At 53.1% G+C, this 17,619-nt stretch carries 18 protein-coding genes and 1 riboswitch; of the genes, 9 read left to right on the top strand and 9 right to left on the bottom strand.

Going from position 1 to position 17,619, the window contains the following annotated elements:
* Positions 1-18 precede the first annotated feature (18 nt).
* Entirely contained in the window at positions 19-1,218 is a 1,200-nt protein-coding gene (locus ACOXYR_RS10405) for a sugar transporter (RefSeq protein WP_113856870.1), read from the bottom strand.
* Between the two features lie 197 nt (positions 1,219-1,415).
* On the opposite strand from ACOXYR_RS10405, the gene ACOXYR_RS10400 reads away from it, so the two are divergent.
* Positions 1,416-2,216, top strand: coding sequence for a PhzF family phenazine biosynthesis protein (locus ACOXYR_RS10400; RefSeq protein ID WP_350436307.1), 801 nt, complete (start codon positions 1,416-1,418; stop codon positions 2,214-2,216).
* Here ACOXYR_RS10400 and ptrR read toward each other — a convergent pair.
* Positions 2,206-3,078 (bottom strand): putrescine utilization regulator PtrR, encoded by an 873-nt coding sequence (gene ptrR, locus ACOXYR_RS10395; protein WP_421356158.1) that lies wholly within the window; start codon positions 3,076-3,078, stop codon positions 2,206-2,208. The genes ACOXYR_RS10400 and ptrR overlap by 11 nt on opposite strands.
* Positions 3,079-3,182: 104 nt before the next feature.
* Between ptrR and sad the strand changes: the two genes are divergently transcribed.
* The 8 genes from sad to mqo all read left to right on the top strand — a co-directional run bounded on the left by sad (position 3,183) and on the right by mqo (position 11,821).
* A complete protein-coding gene (gene sad, locus ACOXYR_RS10390; RefSeq protein ID WP_421356157.1) occupies positions 3,183-4,568 on the top strand; it encodes a succinate-semialdehyde dehydrogenase in 1,386 nt (461 codons plus the stop codon).
* Positions 4,569-4,776: 208 nt separating this feature from the next.
* Positions 4,777-4,929 (top strand): Hok/Gef family protein, encoded by a 153-nt coding sequence (locus ACOXYR_RS10385; protein WP_146745430.1) that lies wholly within the window; start codon positions 4,777-4,779, stop codon positions 4,927-4,929.
* A gap of 162 nt (positions 4,930-5,091) precedes the next feature.
* Complete coding sequence (glsB, locus tag ACOXYR_RS10380) at positions 5,092-6,018, top strand: glutaminase B (RefSeq protein ID WP_108474249.1); 927 nt, start codon at positions 5,092-5,094, stop codon at positions 6,016-6,018.
* On the top strand, positions 6,018-6,383 hold the full coding sequence (locus tag ACOXYR_RS10375) for a DUF4186 domain-containing protein (protein ID WP_189623153.1): 366 nt from the start codon (positions 6,018-6,020) through the stop codon (positions 6,381-6,383). The genes glsB and ACOXYR_RS10375 overlap by 1 nt, the downstream gene beginning before the upstream one ends.
* A gap of 78 nt (positions 6,384-6,461) precedes the next feature.
* Positions 6,462-6,989 (top strand): GNAT family N-acetyltransferase, encoded by a 528-nt coding sequence (locus ACOXYR_RS10370; RefSeq protein ID WP_421356172.1) that lies wholly within the window; start codon positions 6,462-6,464, stop codon positions 6,987-6,989.
* Between the two features lie 113 nt (positions 6,990-7,102).
* Entirely contained in the window at positions 7,103-8,554 is a 1,452-nt protein-coding gene (locus tag ACOXYR_RS10365) for a tagaturonate reductase (protein WP_108474252.1), read from the top strand.
* A gap of 220 nt (positions 8,555-8,774) precedes the next feature.
* Positions 8,775-9,689, top strand: a complete 915-nt coding sequence (locus ACOXYR_RS10360; protein WP_189623152.1) for a bestrophin family protein — start codon at positions 8,775-8,777, stop codon at positions 9,687-9,689.
* 455 nt (positions 9,690-10,144) lie between these two features.
* Positions 10,145-11,821, top strand: coding sequence for a malate dehydrogenase (quinone) (gene mqo, locus ACOXYR_RS10355; protein ID WP_421356156.1), 1,677 nt, complete (start codon positions 10,145-10,147; stop codon positions 11,819-11,821).
* A gap of 130 nt (positions 11,822-11,951) precedes the next feature.
* Here the strand turns inward: mqo and ACOXYR_RS10350 are convergent, their stop codons facing one another.
* From ACOXYR_RS10350 to ACOXYR_RS10320, 7 genes are all read right to left on the bottom strand, one after another.
* Complete coding sequence (locus ACOXYR_RS10350; protein ID WP_421356155.1) at positions 11,952-12,899, bottom strand: ABC transporter substrate-binding protein; 948 nt, start codon at positions 12,897-12,899, stop codon at positions 11,952-11,954.
* A gap of 10 nt (positions 12,900-12,909) precedes the next feature.
* On the bottom strand, positions 12,910-13,611 hold the full coding sequence (locus ACOXYR_RS10345; protein ID WP_421356171.1) for an ABC transporter permease: 702 nt from the start codon (positions 13,609-13,611) through the stop codon (positions 12,910-12,912).
* Between the two features lie 47 nt (positions 13,612-13,658).
* The gene (locus ACOXYR_RS10340) at positions 13,659-14,399 is read right to left on the bottom strand and encodes an ABC transporter ATP-binding protein (protein ID WP_421356154.1); all 741 of its coding nucleotides are present in this window, start codon (positions 14,397-14,399) and stop codon (positions 13,659-13,661) included.
* Positions 14,396-15,079, bottom strand: a complete 684-nt coding sequence (gene tenA / locus ACOXYR_RS10335) for a thiaminase II (RefSeq protein ID WP_421356153.1) — start codon at positions 15,077-15,079, stop codon at positions 14,396-14,398. The genes ACOXYR_RS10340 and tenA overlap by 4 nt, the downstream gene beginning before the upstream one ends.
* A gap of 63 nt (positions 15,080-15,142) precedes the next feature.
* Positions 15,143-15,245, bottom strand: a riboswitch (TPP riboswitch).
* 78 nt (positions 15,246-15,323) lie between these two features.
* On the bottom strand, positions 15,324-15,767 hold the full coding sequence (lysM, locus tag ACOXYR_RS10330) for a peptidoglycan-binding protein LysM (protein WP_108474258.1): 444 nt from the start codon (positions 15,765-15,767) through the stop codon (positions 15,324-15,326).
* An 85-nt stretch (positions 15,768-15,852) separates the two neighbouring features.
* On the bottom strand, positions 15,853-17,181 hold the full coding sequence (locus tag ACOXYR_RS10325) for a glycoside hydrolase family 10-like protein (protein WP_421356152.1): 1,329 nt from the start codon (positions 17,179-17,181) through the stop codon (positions 15,853-15,855).
* Positions 17,182-17,246: 65 nt separating this feature from the next.
* The gene (locus ACOXYR_RS10320) at positions 17,247-17,525 is read right to left on the bottom strand and encodes a VF530 family protein (protein ID WP_113856884.1); all 279 of its coding nucleotides are present in this window, start codon (positions 17,523-17,525) and stop codon (positions 17,247-17,249) included.
* Positions 17,526-17,619 lie beyond the last annotated feature (94 nt).

Below are 17,619 nucleotides of genomic sequence, written 5' to 3'. Positions count from 1 at the left end.
AGCCCGGCTCCCGAATCCTCACGAGCGGTGCGCCTGCTCTTCTAATGACGCTGTGGGCCAGCGGCGGAAGATAATCACCGACCAGATCAACGCGGCAATCGCCGGAACCGCCCCGACGTAACCGATTGAGGCCATTGAGAAGTGGCTACTTATCTGGCTTCCCAGCAGCGCGCCCGCGCCAATACCAATATTAAAGATCCCGGAAAACAGCGACATCGCCACGTCTGTTGCATCTGGTGCCAGCGACAGCACTTTCACCTGCATGCCCAGGCCGATAATCATAATCGCAATACCCCAGAAGACGCTCAGCACCGCAAGATGGCTGGCCTGATGGGACGCCGGCAATAGCAGCAGCAGGCAAATCAACAGCAGGCCGATTGCGCTGGTGATGAGACCAGAAGCGTGCAGGTTACCCAGTTTCCCGAACAGAATACTGCCGATGATGCCCGCACCGCCAAGAATCAACAGCAGCACGGTGGCAAAATTTCCGCTCAGCCCAGCGACGTTCTGCACAAAAGGTTCGATGTAGCTATACGCGGTGTAATGAGCGGTCACCACAACCACGGTCAGCAGATAAATGCTGACCAGTGCCGGGCGACGAAACAGCACAGGCAGGCTTTTCAGGGAACCCGAATGTTCACTCGGCAGTTTGGGCAGCAGTTTAATCAGCGCCACCATGGTCAGCAGCGCGCCAATACCGATAGCAAGGAAGGTGGTTCGCCAGCCAAAATATTGCCCTACGATGCGGCCAATCGGAATGCCAAACACCATCGCCAGCGCGGTACCGGTGGCAATCAGACTTAGCGCTTGCGCGCGTTTTCCGGCAGGCGCCATGCGGATGGCCAGGGACGCGGTAATCGACCAAAACACGGCATGGGCAAAGGCGATGCCGATACGGCTGGCAACCAGCACGCTAAAGTTCCAGGCGAAGAAAGAGAGTATATGGCTGGCAATAAACAGCGCAAACAAGCCAATTAACAACTTGCGGCGCTCCATCTGGCTGGTCAGCAGCATAAACGGCAGCGACATCAGCGCGACGACCCATGCATAGATTGTCAGCATGATACCGACCTGCGCCGTGGTCATGGCAAAACTGTCGGCAATATCAGAAAGCAGGCCCACCGGCACAAACTCGGTGGTATTAAAGATGAAGGCTGCGATGGCGAGCGTCACCACCCTAAGCCATGCGATGTGGCGCGAGACTGTGTTGGTTGTCATAGGATTTTCTGGGGTAGTTTGATCGGGATGAGACGTGCGATCTTAAAGCCAATGTTGGCTGAATGACAATCATTTTGTGACTTGGATCTCATTTTGTAGTTATTAGCTCAATGGCGTTGCCAACGATTTTCCTCACCGTCTGCCGCGACCCGCAGATTTGTGTCATTTTAACGATTGAATAGCGACAGGAGATCAGAATGCGGGAAATTGATATTTATCTGGTGGATGCGTTTAGTGAGCGTCCGTTTGAGGGGAATGCGGCGGCGGTATGTGTGCTGGAGAACTGGTTACCCGATACATTATTACTAAAAATGGCCCAGCAGCATAATCAGTCAGAAACCGCATTTGTGGTACAGCAGCCGAGTGGCTTTGCGTTGCGCTGGTTTACCACCCGCCAGGAAGTCAATTTATGCGGGCACGCGACGCTTGCCACGGCGCACGTTATTTTTCAGCAACTGCATTATCCGGAACGCACAATTCGCTTCGAAACCGCATCAGGACAACTGACGGTCACGCGCGATGGCGAATGGCTGACGCTTGATTTTCCGATGGGCGAGACGCAACCCGCGACGCCGCCTTCCGACATGCTTGCCGCGCTGGGGATTACGGATTATCTGCATGCACGTAAAGGCCGCGCCTGGGTTATTGAGCTGGAAAACAGACAGCAGGTGGAAGCCGTGACGCCGAATATTAGCGCTATGATCCCCGGAGAACATAAAGTGGCGATTACTGCACGCGGCGACGGTGCGTATGATTTTGTCAGCCGATTTTTCTCGCCGGGCGAAGCGGTGTGGGAAGATCCGGTGACTGGCTCGTCGCATACTATGCTCATTCCCTACTGGGGCGACAAGCTTGGGAAAACGCACATGCTGGCGCGTCAGGTTTCCGCACGCGGTGGCGATGTACGCTGCGAATGGCAGGGGGATAGGGTATTGATGGGCGGGAAAGCGTCCCTCTATTTGAAAGGAACGCTTTTTTTGCCTGAGGCTAGTCTTTAAGTTTTTGAGGCTCATCCAGCAATTCAATAAACGCCTCTAACTGGCGGCTTTTCGCGCCACGTCGCCAGACCAGCCTGGTCGTCAGCCAGCGCCATTTTTCCGCCAGCGGCCAGGCTTCGACCTGGTGGTGTCCGGGCATGCTTTCCAGCATACTCCGCGGCATCAAGGCCAATCCCGCCCCGGCAATCACGCAGGCCAGCATCCCGTGATAGGATTCCATCTCGTGAATTCTGCCGGGCGTGGCGTGATCCGCCTGAAACCAGCTCTCGAAATGGCGACGATAAGAGCAATTGGCCCGAAAAGCGTAAATGCTCGTGCCGTTGACGTCGCTGGCGCGAGTAATTTTAGGGTGCCCATTCGCCGCAACGATCATCATCTCTTCCTGATATACCGGCATGCCTTCCAGACCGGGATGCATCACCGGGCCGTCAACAAAGGCCGCACTCAGCGAGCCTTCTAAAACGCCGTCGATCATGGTGCCGGAAGGGCCAGTCGCCAGATCAAACTGAATCTTCGGGTAACGCTGGTTATAACGCGCCAGTGTTTCCGGAATGCGAACGGCGGCGGTGCTTTCCAGCGCGCCGAGGGAAAATAAACCCTGCGGTTCATCTCCGGCGACCACCATACGGGCTTCATCGACCAGCGCGAGGATCTGCTGGCTGTAGCGCAGAAAACTGTGCCCGGCGGGGGAAAGGCGCAGACGTTGGCTTTCGCGGATAAACAGTTCAACACCCAGATCCGCCTCCAGTTGGCGAATACGGGTGGTGAGATTCGAGGGTACGCGGTGCACAACCTGCGCGGCCTGGGTAATGCTGCCGGTTTGTGCGACGGCGTTGAACATCTCAAGCTGCGTCAGGTCCATGGTGTTCTCAATTCGTGAATGGTGAGCTTAATATTATTCAGTTTTCATAAAGACGACAAGCGTCCAGAATGACAACATCACATCACCGGATAAGAGAGAAGAGAATGACTTCACCTGCAACTCACGCGATTTCCATCAACCCGGCTAATGGCGAAACTCTGTCGGCATTGCCGTGGGCGACAACCGCACAGGTCGATGAATCTATCGCCCTTGCCGATGCTGGCTATCGCCAGTGGCGTAATACCTCCGTCACGGCGCGCGCAGCGGCATTACGTGCTGTTGGCCGCGTACTGCGTCAACGTGGCGAAGAGATGGCACAAATGATGTCCCTCGAAATGGGCAAACCGATTGCTCAGGCGCGCGGGGAAGTCACGAAATCCGCCAGCCTTTGCGACTGGTACGCCGAGCATGGCCCGGCGATGCTGAATACCGAATCCACGCTGGTGGAGGATAACAACGCTGTTATTGAATATCGTCCACTGGGGCCGATTCTGGCAGTTATGCCGTGGAACTTCCCGTTGTGGCAGGTGCTGCGCGGCGCGGTGCCAATTCTGCTGGCCGGGAATAGTTATCTGTTAAAACATGCGCCTAATGTGATGGGCAGTGCGCAACTGATCGGTAAGATCTTCCTCGAAGCGGGCGTTCCTGCGGGCGTTTTCGGCTGGGTGAATGCGACCAATGAGGGGGTTACGCAGGCGATTAACGACGCGCGTATCGCCGCTGTCACGGTAACGGGAAGCGTGCGTGCTGGCCGCGCGATTGGCGCTCAGGCCGGTGCCGCGCTGAAAAAATGCGTGCTTGAGCTGGGCGGTTCCGATCCCTTTATTGTGCTGAACGATGCGGATCTTGATACCGCGGTGCAGGCGGCAGTTATCGGGCGTTATCAGAATACCGGGCAAGTTTGCGCTGCGGCGAAGCGCTTTATTGTTGAAGCCGGGATCGCGGATGCTTTTACACGCCGATTTGTTGCGGCAACCGAGCAACTGAAAATGGGCGATCCGCTGGACGAGCAAAACTATTTAGGCCCGATGGCGCGCTTTGACCTGCGTGATGAACTGCATCAACAGGTTCAGGCAACGCTTGCCGAAGGCGCGACTCTGCTGTTAGGTGGCGAAAAAATGGCCGGAAACGGTAATTATTACGCGCCGACCGTGCTGGGGAATGTCACGTCAGAGATGACTGCGTTTCGTCAGGAAATGTTTGGCCCGGTCGCGGCAATTACCATTGCGCGCGATGCCGATCATGCTCTCGAACTGGCAAACGACAGTGAGTTTGGTCTTTCAGCGACGGTTTTCACTGCCGATGACGCACAGGCTCAACGCTTTGCCGCACAGCTCGAATGCGGCGGAGTATTTATCAACGGTTACAGCGCCAGTGACGCGCGCGTGGCTTTCGGTGGCGTGAAGAAAAGCGGATTTGGTCGAGAGCTGTCGCATTTTGGTTTGCATGAATTCTGCAACGTACAAACGGTGTGGAAAGACCGTCGATAATCTCGAAAAAAGAGTGTTTATCAAAGCGTAAACAGGGATGGCGCGGCGTAAGATGGTTGTGGGTGCTTGAGGCTATCTGTCTCAGGCATTTGCAGGATGGCAGATAGAGAAAAGCCCCGAGTGATTTTTCAATCAACCCGAGGCCCCCTATATGCTAGTCACATGTAGAGTGCCTCTTACAGACCGTAAGGTCAAGGAAAAGAGCGCGATGAAACAGTACAAAGGGATGCTACTTGCCCTGGTCATTATCTGTGTTTCCGCCGATGTGGCGGTGCTGGTAATGAGAAAAGATCTCTGTGAGGTCCACATCCGAACTGGCCAAACGGAGGTTGCTGTTTTCACAGCGTGCCGATCCGTGTAAGAGCAACGGCGGGGAGCGATCCCCGCCACTCTTTGTGTGTCAGGCATATCCACAACGCACCCATTTTTTCTCAGCCCGCTTCGTGCGGGCTTTCTTATGTTTCATCCATCATGCTCTGTTATACTTGCAGGCCGGAAATAGCCTGCGGGCAAGGAGTAGTAAGTGACTACGGTCATCGATAATGACATGCTGGCGTCGATTTTAGCCGACGTCAGGCCGTTGATTGGGCAAGGTAAGGTAGCGGATTATATTCCGGCGCTGGCCCAGGTAAGCGGCAACAAACTGGCGATTGCCATCAGCACGGTGGATGGTCAGCACTTCTCGGCGGGCGATGCCGACGAACGTTTCTCCATTCAGTCCATCTCCAAAGTACTCAGTCTGGTGGTGGCGATGAACCACTATTCAGAAGACGAAATCTGGCAACGGGTAGGGAAAGATCCCTCTGGTCAGCCCTTTAACTCGCTGTTGCAGCTGGAAATCGAGCAGGGTATTCCGCGTAACCCGTTTATTAATGCGGGCGCGCTGGTTGTATGCGATATGCTGCAGGGACGATTGAGCGCACCGCGTATGCGCATGCTGGAGATTATTCGCACGTTGTGCGGCGTCCCGGATATTACCTACGATTCTGTGGTTGCACGCTCCGAGTTTGAGCACTCCGCGCGTAATGCGGCGATCGCCTGGTTAATGAAATCCTTTGGTAATTTCCATAACGATGTGGCGACGGTACTGCAAAACTATTTTCACTATTGCGCGTTGAAAATGAGCTGCAACGAACTGGCGCGGGCATTTTTGTTCCTGGCGAATCAGGGGCGGGCACCGCATATTCACCACCCGATTATTTCACCGATGCAGGCGCGGCAGGTTAATGCTCTCATGGCGACCAGCGGCATGTATCAGAATGCCGGTGAGTTCGCCTGGCGCGTCGGGCTGCCGGCGAAATCCGGCGTTGGCGGCGGTGTGGTTGCGATCGTGCCGCATGAGATGGCGATTGCCGTATGGAGCCCGGAACTGGACGAAGCCGGTAACTCGCTGGCGGGCGTCGCGGTTCTGGAAAAATTAACGCATAAGATTGGACGTTCAGTGTACTAATGGTTCCTCTCGATAATTTGTTTACACGCCTGGCGCGCTCGCCGTTTCGCAGCCGTTTTAAACTTGGCGCAAAAGAGCGGCAGTATTGCTATGACAAGGGCCCCGAGGTTATCGACAGTCACGCGGCCGATTTCATCGCATCCCGACTCGCCCCGGCACAGCCGAAAAATGATGGCAAGCAAACACCCATGCGCGGGCACCCTGTGTTTATCGCCCAGCACGCGACGGCAACCTGCTGTCGCGGCTGCCTGGAAAAATGGCATAACATTCCTGCGGGAACGGCGCTTGATGACGCCCAGCAACACTATATTGTCGGCGTCATTCACCACTGGCTGGTGATTCAGATGAATAAACCACAACCATAAGTAAATGCGATGACGGCACCTCTTGTGCTGTTACGCGCCGCCAGCGATAGTGACATGAAATTCACTCAGGAGAGTTTCATGACCCCGTCCTTTACCGTGCGCACGCTATCCCATGATGAAATTCTGTTGCATCTCCATGATCTGACCGACATTCTGATCAACTGCGTTGAAGGCGGCGCGTCGGTCAGTTTTATGCTGCCTTTTAGCCGCGAAAAAGCGCTGGCATTCTGGCAACGTACCGCGGTGAGCGTGGTGGCGAATGAACGTATCTTACTTGTGGCAGTAGACGCGCAGCAGCGGATTGTCGGCACCGTCCAGCTTATTATCGATCAACCCGAGAACCAGCCGCATCGCGCGGATGTGGCTAAACTGCTGGTGCATGAGGATGCCAGACGTTTTGGTATAGCAAGTCAGTTGATGTCGCATCTGGAAACGATAGCGCGTGATGCAGGCAAAAACGTGCTTGTGCTTGATACCGCAACGGGAAGCGGGGCGGAGACGTTCTACCAGCGCGCTGGCTGGCATAAAGTGGGCGAAATCCCGCGTTATGCGCTGATGCCTGCGGGGGAATTAACCGCCACCAGTGTGTTCTATAAATTCCTCTGAATTATGAATTAGTCCTCACATTTTGATCAAAACAGGGTTTCATTGTCTAAAAATCTGGTAAGTTATTACACCAATTCGACCAGGTTGTATGACTAATTAAAAAGGAAACGATTGTGAAGACTCTGAACCGCCAGGACTTCCCCGGTGCGCAGTACCCTGAACGTATCATTCAGTTTGGCGAAGGTAACTTCCTGCGCGCATTCGTTGACTGGCAGATCGACCTGCTGAACGAACACACCGATCTGAATGCCGGTGTAGTGATTGTTCGCCCGATTGCCAGCGATTTCCCGCCGTCACTCAGCACGCAGGATGGCCTGTACACGACCATCATTCGTGGCCTGAATGAGCAGGGCGATGCCGTGAGCGATGCGCGTTTAATTCGTTCCGTTAACCGCGAAATCAGCGCTTATACCGATTACGACGCTTTCCTGAAACTGGCACACAACCCGGACATGCGCTTTGTCTTCTCGAACACCACGGAAGCGGGCATCAGCTACCATGCCGGCGATAAATTTGATGATGCACCGGCCGTAAGCTATCCGGCTAAACTGACTCGTCTGCTGTTTGAACGCTACACGCATTTTAACGGCGCAGCGGATAAAGGCTGGATTATCATTCCTTGCGAACTGATAGACTATAACGGTGACGCGCTGCATGAACTGGTGCTGCGTTACGCGCAGGAGTGGGCGCTGCCGGTGGAATTTGTGACCTGGCTGAATGAATCCAACACATTCTGTTCCACCCTGGTCGACCGAATTGTTACCGGTTATCCGCGTGATGAAGCGGCGTCCATTGAAGCGGAACTGGGTTACAAAGACGGTTTCCTTGATACCGCTGAGCACTTCTACCTGTTTGTTATTCAGGGGCCGAAATCGCTCGCCAGCGAACTGCGTCTCGACAAACTCTCCCTCAACGTGCTGATTGTGGATGACATCAAACCGTATAAAGAGCGTAAAGTGGCGATTCTGAACGGGGCGCACACGGCTCTGGTGCCGGTAGCCTACCAGGCAGGGCTCGATACGGTCGGCGAGGCGATGAATGACGCGGAAATCTGTGCTTTCGTTGAAAAAGCCATTTACGACGAGATTATCCCGGTGCTCGATTTGCCGCGTGATGAGCTGGAATCTTTCGCCAGCGCGGTAACCGGGCGTTTCCGCAATCCGTATATCAAGCATCAGTTGCTTTCTATCGCGCTGAACGGGATGACGAAATTCCGTACCCGTATTCTGCCGCAACTGCTGGCAGGGCAGAAGGCAACCGGCAAACTGCCTGCACGTTTAACTTTCGCGCTGGCGGCACTGATTGCGTTTTATCGCGCAGAGCGTAACGGTGAAACGTATCCGGTACAGGATGATGCGCACTGGATTGAACGTTATCAGCAACTGTGGGCGCAGCATCGTGATCAGTTGATTAGTACCAGCGAGCTGGTGAAAACGGTGCTTTCTGTGAGTGAGCATTGGGAGCAGGACCTGACTCAGGTTGTCGGCCTTGTCGAGCAGGTGTCTCTGGATCTTGACGCGATTCTGCTGCAGGGAATGCGTAAAGCCGTTCAGCCGCTGTGCTAAGAGCATGAACCAGACCCGGCAAATGCCGGGTTTTTTATTTAGCACCATTAGTTACAACATACATATTTCATCTCTTTGTAATCCACACTTAAACATCGTGCGTCGTCATTTTTGGCAGGAATGAAAGGGGATTGATTATACGCGACAGCCAAGCAAACCGCTTGAATATGTGACCGCAATCACGTTTAATAAACAAGTTATTAACTTAATCGATAAATATATGATTGCGCGTCCTCATCAACACTGGCTGCCTCGCATTCTTGTCTGGCATGGTTCGGTGCTTCCCAAGATCTACTCTCGCTTGCTACTCAATTTCCTGCTCTCAATTGTGGTTATCGCAATTTTACCGTGGTACACCTCACTGGGTATCAAGCTTACCGTGGCGCCATTCAGTATTCTTGGTGTCGCCATTGCTATCTTCCTGGGCTTCAGAAATAACGCCTGCTACGCACGTTATGTGGAAGCGCGCTTGCTGTGGGGGCAACTGATGATTGCTTCACGCTCCTTGCTGCGGGAAGTGAAAAATACGCTTCACGACGAACCCAATATTGCGGAGTTTACCAGGCTGCAAATCGCGTTTGCCCACAGCCTGCGCTTGTCATTACGCCGCCAGCCTGCGAAAGCGGTGCTGGCAAACTATCTTGATGACAAACAGCTGGCTCAGGTTCTGGCCGTTCAAACGCCTGCAAACCGTATTCTCCTGATGATGGGGGAGTGGCTGGCCGTGCGTCGTCGCGAAGGAAAACTGTCGGACATTCTGTTTCATAGCCTGAATAACCGGCTTAATGATATGTCGGGCGTACTGGCCGGGTGCGAGCGTATTGCCAATACACCCGTGCCTTTTGCCTATTCGCTGATCCTGCACCGCACCGTTTATCTGTTTTGCATCATGCTGCCGTTCGCGCTGGTTGTTGATTTGCACTACATGACGCCGTTTGTGTCGGTGCTTATCTCGTACACGTTTATCGCGCTTGATACCCTTGCCGAAGAACTGGAAGAGCCGTTTGGCATGGAAGATAACGATCTGCCGCTGGATGCTATCTGCAACGCGATTGAGATAGAGCTGCTGCAAATGAACGATGAAACCGTGATCCCGGCAAAACTGACGGCAGATAAGCACTATCAGCTCACTTAGTGCGCAAAAGTAAAAGAGGGGGACGCAGCCGGTTTTTATTGGCATACTCGTATTCATAACCTGCTGCGTTCGCCTTATGATGGTCGTGCAGCATTAAGAAATCATTAAGGTTTTCCGTGTTAGATCGTCATAACCGGCATAAGGAGAATCAAAATGGAAAAAAGAATAGAAACCGCAGTGAACCTGATCATCTTCATTTCACTGTTTGCCACTGCCTGGGACTTATCACTGGTCCAGGATTTCTCCTGGTAAAGCCTTTCATTTTACTCCCTCGTTCCATAAGAACGAGGGAAGCGCATGCGTTCCTACATAACGAAAATACCCAACAAAGAGTGTTGATGATTTATTTAATTAAATAACTAAATAAATATGTAATTATATAATAGTGCGAAAAATGTTGTAGATATTTTAAATTATCGTAAAAATGCTTTACTATATTTATTCATGTTTCATCAATGCTATGTGATATTACTATTATGCCTGCAATTAAAAAGACAATTATCTCACTCACCTCTGTGGCGCTGTTTGTCAGTTCGGCAACCTGGGCTAATTCTGAAACCTCACAAAAAACCGATTTCCTTCTGATTGGCGGCGGTATTATGAGTGCCTCTCTCGGCACGTGGCTCCAGGAGCTGCAGCCAGACTGGAAGCAGGTCATGGTCGAAAAACTCGACGGCGTGGCGCTGGAATCCTCTAATGGCTGGAATAACGCCGGTACGGGGCACTCGGCGAATATGGAGCTGAACTATACGCCGGAACGTCCGGACGGTTCGATTGATGTCAGCAAAGCGCTGGATATTAATGAGCAGTTTATGATCTCGCGTCAATTCTGGACGGCGCAGGTGAAACGCGGCATTTTACGTGAACCGCACTCCTTTATTAATTCCACCCCGCATATGAGTTTTGTCTGGGGCGACACCAACGTTAATTATTTGCAAAAGCGTTATGATGCGCTGCAAAAAACGACGTTGTTCCAGGGCATGAAATTCTCTACCGATCACCAGCAAATTCAGCAATGGGCTCCGCTGGTAATGCAAGGGCGCGATCCGCAGCAGAAAGTGGCTGCAACCTGGACGCCAGCCGGTACCGATGTGAACTACGGTGAAATTACCCGCCAGTTGATCGGCAGCCTGAAAAAAAGCCCGAATTTCTCTTTGCAAACCTCGTCTGAAGTGACTGAGTTTAAACGCAATGGCGATAACTCCTGGCACGTGACAATCAAGGATGTGAATAACGGTAAAGAGCATGCGATTGATGCCAAATATGTATTTATCGGTGCTGGCGGTGGGGCACTGAAATTACTGCAAAAAACGGGCATTCCTGAAGCCGATAATTATGCAGGGTTCCCGGTTGGCGGTTCTTTCCTGATGACGGAAAACCCGGCGATCACTAAAGAGCACCTACAGAAAGTCTATGGCCAGGCCTCCGTTGGTGCGCCGCCGATGTCCGTACCGCACATTGATGCACGTTTCATCGACGGTAAACGCGTGGTGCTGTTTGGGCCGTTCGCAACGTTCTCCACCAAATTCCTTAAAAATGGCTCGTTCTTCGATTTGCTGAGCACCACCACAACCAGCAACGTGATGCCGATGACGCATGTGGGGCTGGATAACTTTGATCTCGTCAAATACCTGATTAGTCAGGTTATGTTGAGCGATGATGACCGTTTTGCCGCGCTGAAAGAGTACTATCCTCAGGCGCGTAAAGAAGACTGGAAACTGATTCAGGCAGGTCAGCGTGTGCAGATTATCAAGAAAGATGAAGACAAAGGTGGCGTACTGAAACTGGGTACGGAAGTGGTTGTTGACCAACAGCGCACGATTTCCGCATTGCTGGGTGCTTCTCCGGGCGCATCGACCGCTGCGCCCATCACCCTGAACGTGATTAAGAAGATGTTCCCGGAACAATTCAGTTCTGAGCAATGGCAGAGCAAAATCCGCGCGATTGTGCCGAGCTACGGTCAGCAACTGAACGGTAACAGCGCGCTGACGCAGCAGGTTTGGGACGATACCGCAGCCACGTTGCAGCTGGTTAAGCCTCCGGTAATCAAAATGAATGCTGATGCAAGTGACAACGTCACGCAGAAAGCATCACAGCCTGAAGCGTCACCTCAGCACGACATGGCGCTGTAAAATTGCCTGATGCGCTGCGCTTATCAGGCCTACATTAGATTGAATTCACGAAATTTTGTAGGCCGGATAAGGCGTTTACGCCACATCCGGCAATAACAAAGCGCACTTCGTTCGCAATCTGATGTATGGCTTACATAACCCCGGTAGCGTACTGCTCTACCGGGGTTATTTTTTTGATAAGTTTGTTATCAAACAAAAACTGCTCGTAATGCGCATAGCGGGCTTTATCCAGTTTTGCCGGATCTTGCGCAAAGAGCGGCAGCGTTTTCATCCATGCCTGCTTATTCAATTCGGTATTAAGCTCAGGATGCAGACTGGCGAACGTTTTCCAGCTCTCCTGCGGATGCGCGTGCAGGTAGTCGCTGCCTTTTTTCAAAGCCGCGAGGAATTTTTTAATTTTCGCTTCTCCAGCCATCTCTTTATTCGCCACCAGAATCAGCTCATCGTACGCAGGCACGCCATAATCCTCGACATTAAACACCACCGGTTCTTTTCCCTGAAGCTGGATCTCCAGGGCTTCGATGTTTCGATAGCCGCCAATCACCGCGTCCACTTTGCCGGTCAATAGAGCACTGGTTAGCTGAAAGTTAACGTTGATAAGCTTCACCGCATCCGCTGGCGTATTGCTATGTTTCAGCATGGTATCGAGCGTCGCCTGCTCGATGCCACTGACGGAATAGCCCACGCTTTTACCTTTTAAATCAGCAGGCGATTTAATATTTTTATCCAGCGCAATCACCGTATTCAGCGGCGTATTGATAAGTGTGCCCACACGCATCAGCGGTAAGCCCTGATCGGCAAAAAAGTGCAGTTGCGGTTGATAGGTGATCGCCAGATCGGCCTGTTTTGCTGCCACCAGGCGCGGAGGAAGCGCCGGATCGGAAGGTGGGACAATTGTGACGTCCAGGCCTTCCTCTTTAAATGCGCCGATTTGCTGTGCAACCATCACGGGGGCGTGGTCTGGGTTGATGTACCAGTCCAGTACCAGCGTCACTTTCTCCAGCGCCCAGGCGTCTGGCGAAAGTGTACCGGCGATAAGCAGAGCAGCGAGCGCAGGTTTCAGTATTTTTGTTGTCATCGTAGTTTTCTCAATGGTTATCCGGAACCCAATAAATCAGGCGATGTAACAGGGCATCGATGATCATCCACAGGGAGATGGTCATCAAAACGAGTATCAGAAGGGCGGCGAAGCAGATGTCACTCTGCATGCGTGCGTTGGCGTTGAGCATCACATAACCCAAACCTTCCGCCGAGCCGACCCATTCGCCAATGATGGCGCCGATGGGCGCAACGGCTGCCGCCATGCGCAGGCCAGAGCCAAACGCAGGCAGGGCGGCCATCAACTGGACATGGCGGAGTAGTGCCCAGCGTGATCCTCCCATGGTGCGGGCCAGGTCGAGATAATCACCGCTTACCCGGCGCAGACCGTCAAACAGAGCCGACGTCACCGGAAAGAAAATAATCAGCACCGCCATGGTGACCTTGGCGCTCATGCCAAAACCAAACCACAGCACCAACAGCGGAGCGAGTGCGAAGACAGGAATCGCCTGGCTGGTTAATACCACTGGCATCACCCAGCGCTGAAGACGGGGTGAGAAGACCATGCACAGCGCCAGAATCGCCCCGAGCAGTACACCAATCACCAGCCCACTGGCGATTTCCGATAGCGTAATCAATGTGTGCCAGCCGAGGTAACGACCATTATCGTGCAGGGCTTGAACCACCGCCGTGGGCGAGGGCAGCAGGAATGCCGGGATAGAGCCGAGCGTCGCCAGCCACCATAAGCCCATTAAGCCTGCAAACAGCGTCACTCCGCGCCAGATACGTGATAAGAAAATCACTGTGCCCCCCGAATCAGTTGTTGCATAAGCTCGCGTTGGCTCTGGATAACCTGAGGATCGTCCAGGTCACGTGGCGGGATGCCAGCCATAATGTGGGCGTCATCAATACCGCCAGGATATTTCGCCAGAACGAGAATGCGATGGCTCAAACGGCAGGCCTCAGCGGGATCGTGGGTAATCAGCAACACGGTACGATCGGCCAGTAATTCCGCCGCCAGCGTTTGAATCGTGGCGCGGGTAATCGCATCCAGCGCGGAAAATGGCTCATCCATCAACACAATTGGCTGCTGTTCGTAGAGGGTACGGGCGATGGCGGCGCGCTGACGCATCCCGCCGGATAACGTCTGCGGAAGGGCATGGCCGTAACCACTTAAGCCAACGCGATAGAGCAACTCTTGTGCCCACTCACGATCGGCTTGGTCACCGCGCAAACGCGCACCCAAGCAAACATTTTGTTCGATGGTTAACCACGGATAGAGCAGATCGCGCTGACCCATCCAGCTGATACGGCCTTCCAGCGGATGACCGTGTTCATCCGTCACCGAGCCAGCCGTTGGCGCGGCCAGCCCGGCAACGATACGCAGCAGGCTGGTTTTCCCCGCACCGCTGGCACCGAGCAACGAAACGAAATGACCCGCGGGGATCTCGACGTTGAGATTTTCAAATATCGTCTTATCGCCGTAGCGAAGTGTAAGGTCTGTCACCCTGATGGCCGGGGATGCATTCACGCACTTCATGATTTTGCGTTCAATCCCATCTGCCAGAACGCGCTTTCCAGTCGAGTGGCGGTGGTGAAGATAGATGAAAGCTCACCGATACGGCTTTCACCTCCACGCGCAGCGGCCAGATTTTCAAATAGTGTCAGTGAGGCTTGTACGCCTGCCAGATAGTCCTTGTCACCATAGTTACGGATCCACGGCGCGTAGGGGTTCCCCTCAAAGACAGTCGCCGGATCGTTGAGCAGGCGCAGGCCGATTTCCGCATAGCCTGCTACACAGGGCATCAATGCGGTAAGCAAATCAAGCACATCGCCTGAGTGTCCCACATCCAGCACGTAACGGGTGTAGTTCACCGTTTCAGCGGCTTCTTCCACCTGCGTAACGTCGGACTCCGTTAACCCCCATTGCTGGCAGTAGCTGATATGTAGCGGCAATTCGTTAAGAATCGCATTCAGTGATGCTGTCGCGGCGCGCATCTCCGGCAGGTTTTGCAGTTTGCTGACCAGCAGCGCGTAGGCGCGGGCGAAATGAACTAAAAACAGATAATCCTGGGTGAGATATCGGCGGAAAGCGGGTTCAGGCAGGGTGCCTGCGCCTAACTGCTGAACAAATTCATGCGCGACGTAATCATACCAGTGGTGACCGGCAAGCGAGCGCAGACGCGCGTAAAGACCAGTTTCAAAAAGGGGTAAAGACATGGGACCTCCAGTAATCGGTGGAGATCCGGGCGCAATAAGGGAAGAACAGGAATTGGCTGTATAAATAGATGGCTAACCCGTCCCTTCGCTGGCATGACCCAGATCAGGTTCTAAGGGTTCGGCTTGCGCCATCTCAGCCCATTACTGGACACCCCTCGGACAGGAGGTTTTATACGATATTTTGCCTGTGAATACAACGAGGGGTAAACGCTTACCGGAATGACTTCCGGCAAGCGTACGGCTATCAGGCTTTAGGAATACGTAATGTCTGACCGGGATAAATTTTATCCGGGTGAGAAAGCATCGGACGGTTGGCTTCAAAAATTTTGTTATACAGATTGGCATTGCCATAAACGGTTTTAGAAATCGCGCTCAGCGTATCACCGGACTTCACGGTGTAATAGGTGGCTTCATCCGCGCTATCAGCAGCCGTGATGTTATTCTCCACTTCACTGACCCCGGCAACGTTACCCACCGCAACCTGAATTTTTTCTTTCTCTTCCTGGGTTAGTCCATCACCGGTGACGCTGGCTTTCCCATCAACAACCGTCACCTGGACTTTATCCGCACCGGGAATATTGAGTTTCTTCAAATGCTCGGTGACTTTTTCGCCCTGGTCCTGATGCGAATCCGTCAGTTTATCCCACAGTTTTTCACCTGCTTCTTTCACGAAGTTAAACAATCCCATATCCGTTCTCCAGTAAAGAATGTCAGGGTAAGCATAGCAGATGAGGCGCGCTACGCCGGATTTGCGTAGCGCACAAAAGGGAGGATTAATGGCCCCAGCGGGTTTTCAGATAATTCACCGCCTGGCGAGTTTGCGGTTGATTGAGATTATCTTCGCGGAACAGGATCGTCCCGTTAATTTCAGGGATGGATTCGTTGAGATCTAGCTGTTTGCTCAGCTCCGGCACGCCGCCATTCACCGCCCAGTCAGGTTCTTTATTTGACGGTTCGCCCACTTTATACAACGCCACGCCAATGTACAGACGCGTTTTGGTTGGTTTCACCACATCCGCCCACCATTTTGCCAGCACATCATAACGCGCTGCATCACGCGCGAACGGCCAGTAAAGTTGCGGGGCAATGTAATCCAGCAAGCCCTGTTGTACCCAAAGGCGAGTATCAGCATAAGATTCGTCGTAGGCGGCCGCACCGCGCGTATCCGACCCTAACGGATCGTGCGAACGGTTACGCCAGACGCCCGCCGGGCTTACGCCAAACTCGACGTCGGGTTTCAGCTGTTTGATGGTGCGGGACACTTGCTCGATAAGCAGTTGTGTATTATGACGTCGCCAGTCAGCTTTTGATGCGTACTGTTGGCCGTATTGGCGCCAGGTCTGGTTATCGTTAAGCGTCGAGCCAGGGGTTTCGGTATAGAAATAGTCATCAAACTGAACGCCATCGACTGGATATTTCGCCACCACTTCCGCCACAATACTGGTAATCCAGTCGCGCGCTTCCGGAATGCCGGGATCAAGCACAAAGCGATCGCTTGATGTGCGGATCCAGTCGCGATGCAGGACAAAAATGCTGGCAGGCTGCTGCGAGAGCGTACGATTCAGCTCGGCCACCGTTGAAGGTTTGGTGTTGGTCGTTACCCGGTACGGGTTGAACCAGGCATGAACTTTCATGCCGCGTTTGTGGGCTTCATCCAGCATAAACTGCAACGGATCGTACCCAGGGTTTTCGCCAATCTTGCCGGTTAAAGTATCAGACCACGGCAAAATTTTAGAATCCCAGAGCGCGGTGCCATCGGGTTTTACCTGGAAAAACACGGTATTAATACCCAACTGCTTCAGGTTATCGAGCTTCGCCGTTAACGCTTCTTTCTGTTTATTGATGCGAATAGCAGGGCTGCTGATATTGACCGAATTTACTGGCGGCCAGTCGAGCCGTGAAACCGTTGCCAGCCAAATCCCGCGCATCGGCTCGTTATGTTTCTGTGTTTTACCGACAGGCTTCGTCGTATTACCCGATGGCGTAACAAGTGAACTCGGTGGCTTAGACGAACAACTGACAACAAGTAATGCCACGGCAACCAGTGTGCCTAGTTTTTTAACCTGAGTGACCGGGGAGACGCCCCGCAAAGAGATGATCATAATCGCCCATTTTCTACTAGTTCCTTGAGAGGCGATATTCTCTTACGATTTGCAGGGGAAGGGAATCAGATCTTATCGTTACGCCCCTGAAGCCATGGGTTAAATGCGCCATCCTGAGGTTCATCGTCGTCGAGGGAATCAAGATAGAGTGCTTCAACTTCCGCCCGCGCCCAGGGCGTGCGGCGCAAAAACTTGAGGCTGGATTTCACACTAGGATCATTTTTAAAACAGTTAATGTTCACCAGCTTGCCCAGTTTTTCCCAACCGTAGCGAGCCACCAGGGCATTAACCTGCATTTCCAGCGTAACGCCGTGCAAAGGATCTTTCGAATGTTGAGCGGTCATGAGTGTCCGAAAAAGTGTGCGTAAATAAGCGGGGAAGGTTACAAGAAAGCGGTAACGGGGGCAATGAATTGAAAAGGGGCGCGAACGCCCCTGA

It is taken from the genome of Pseudocitrobacter faecalis, from assembly GCF_965231525.1.
In the GTDB taxonomy this organism is placed as follows: domain Bacteria; phylum Pseudomonadota; class Gammaproteobacteria; order Enterobacterales; family Enterobacteriaceae; genus Pseudocitrobacter; species Pseudocitrobacter faecalis.
Note: the sequence above shows the minus strand (reverse complement) of the source record. Positions and strands in the feature narration are given on the sequence as shown.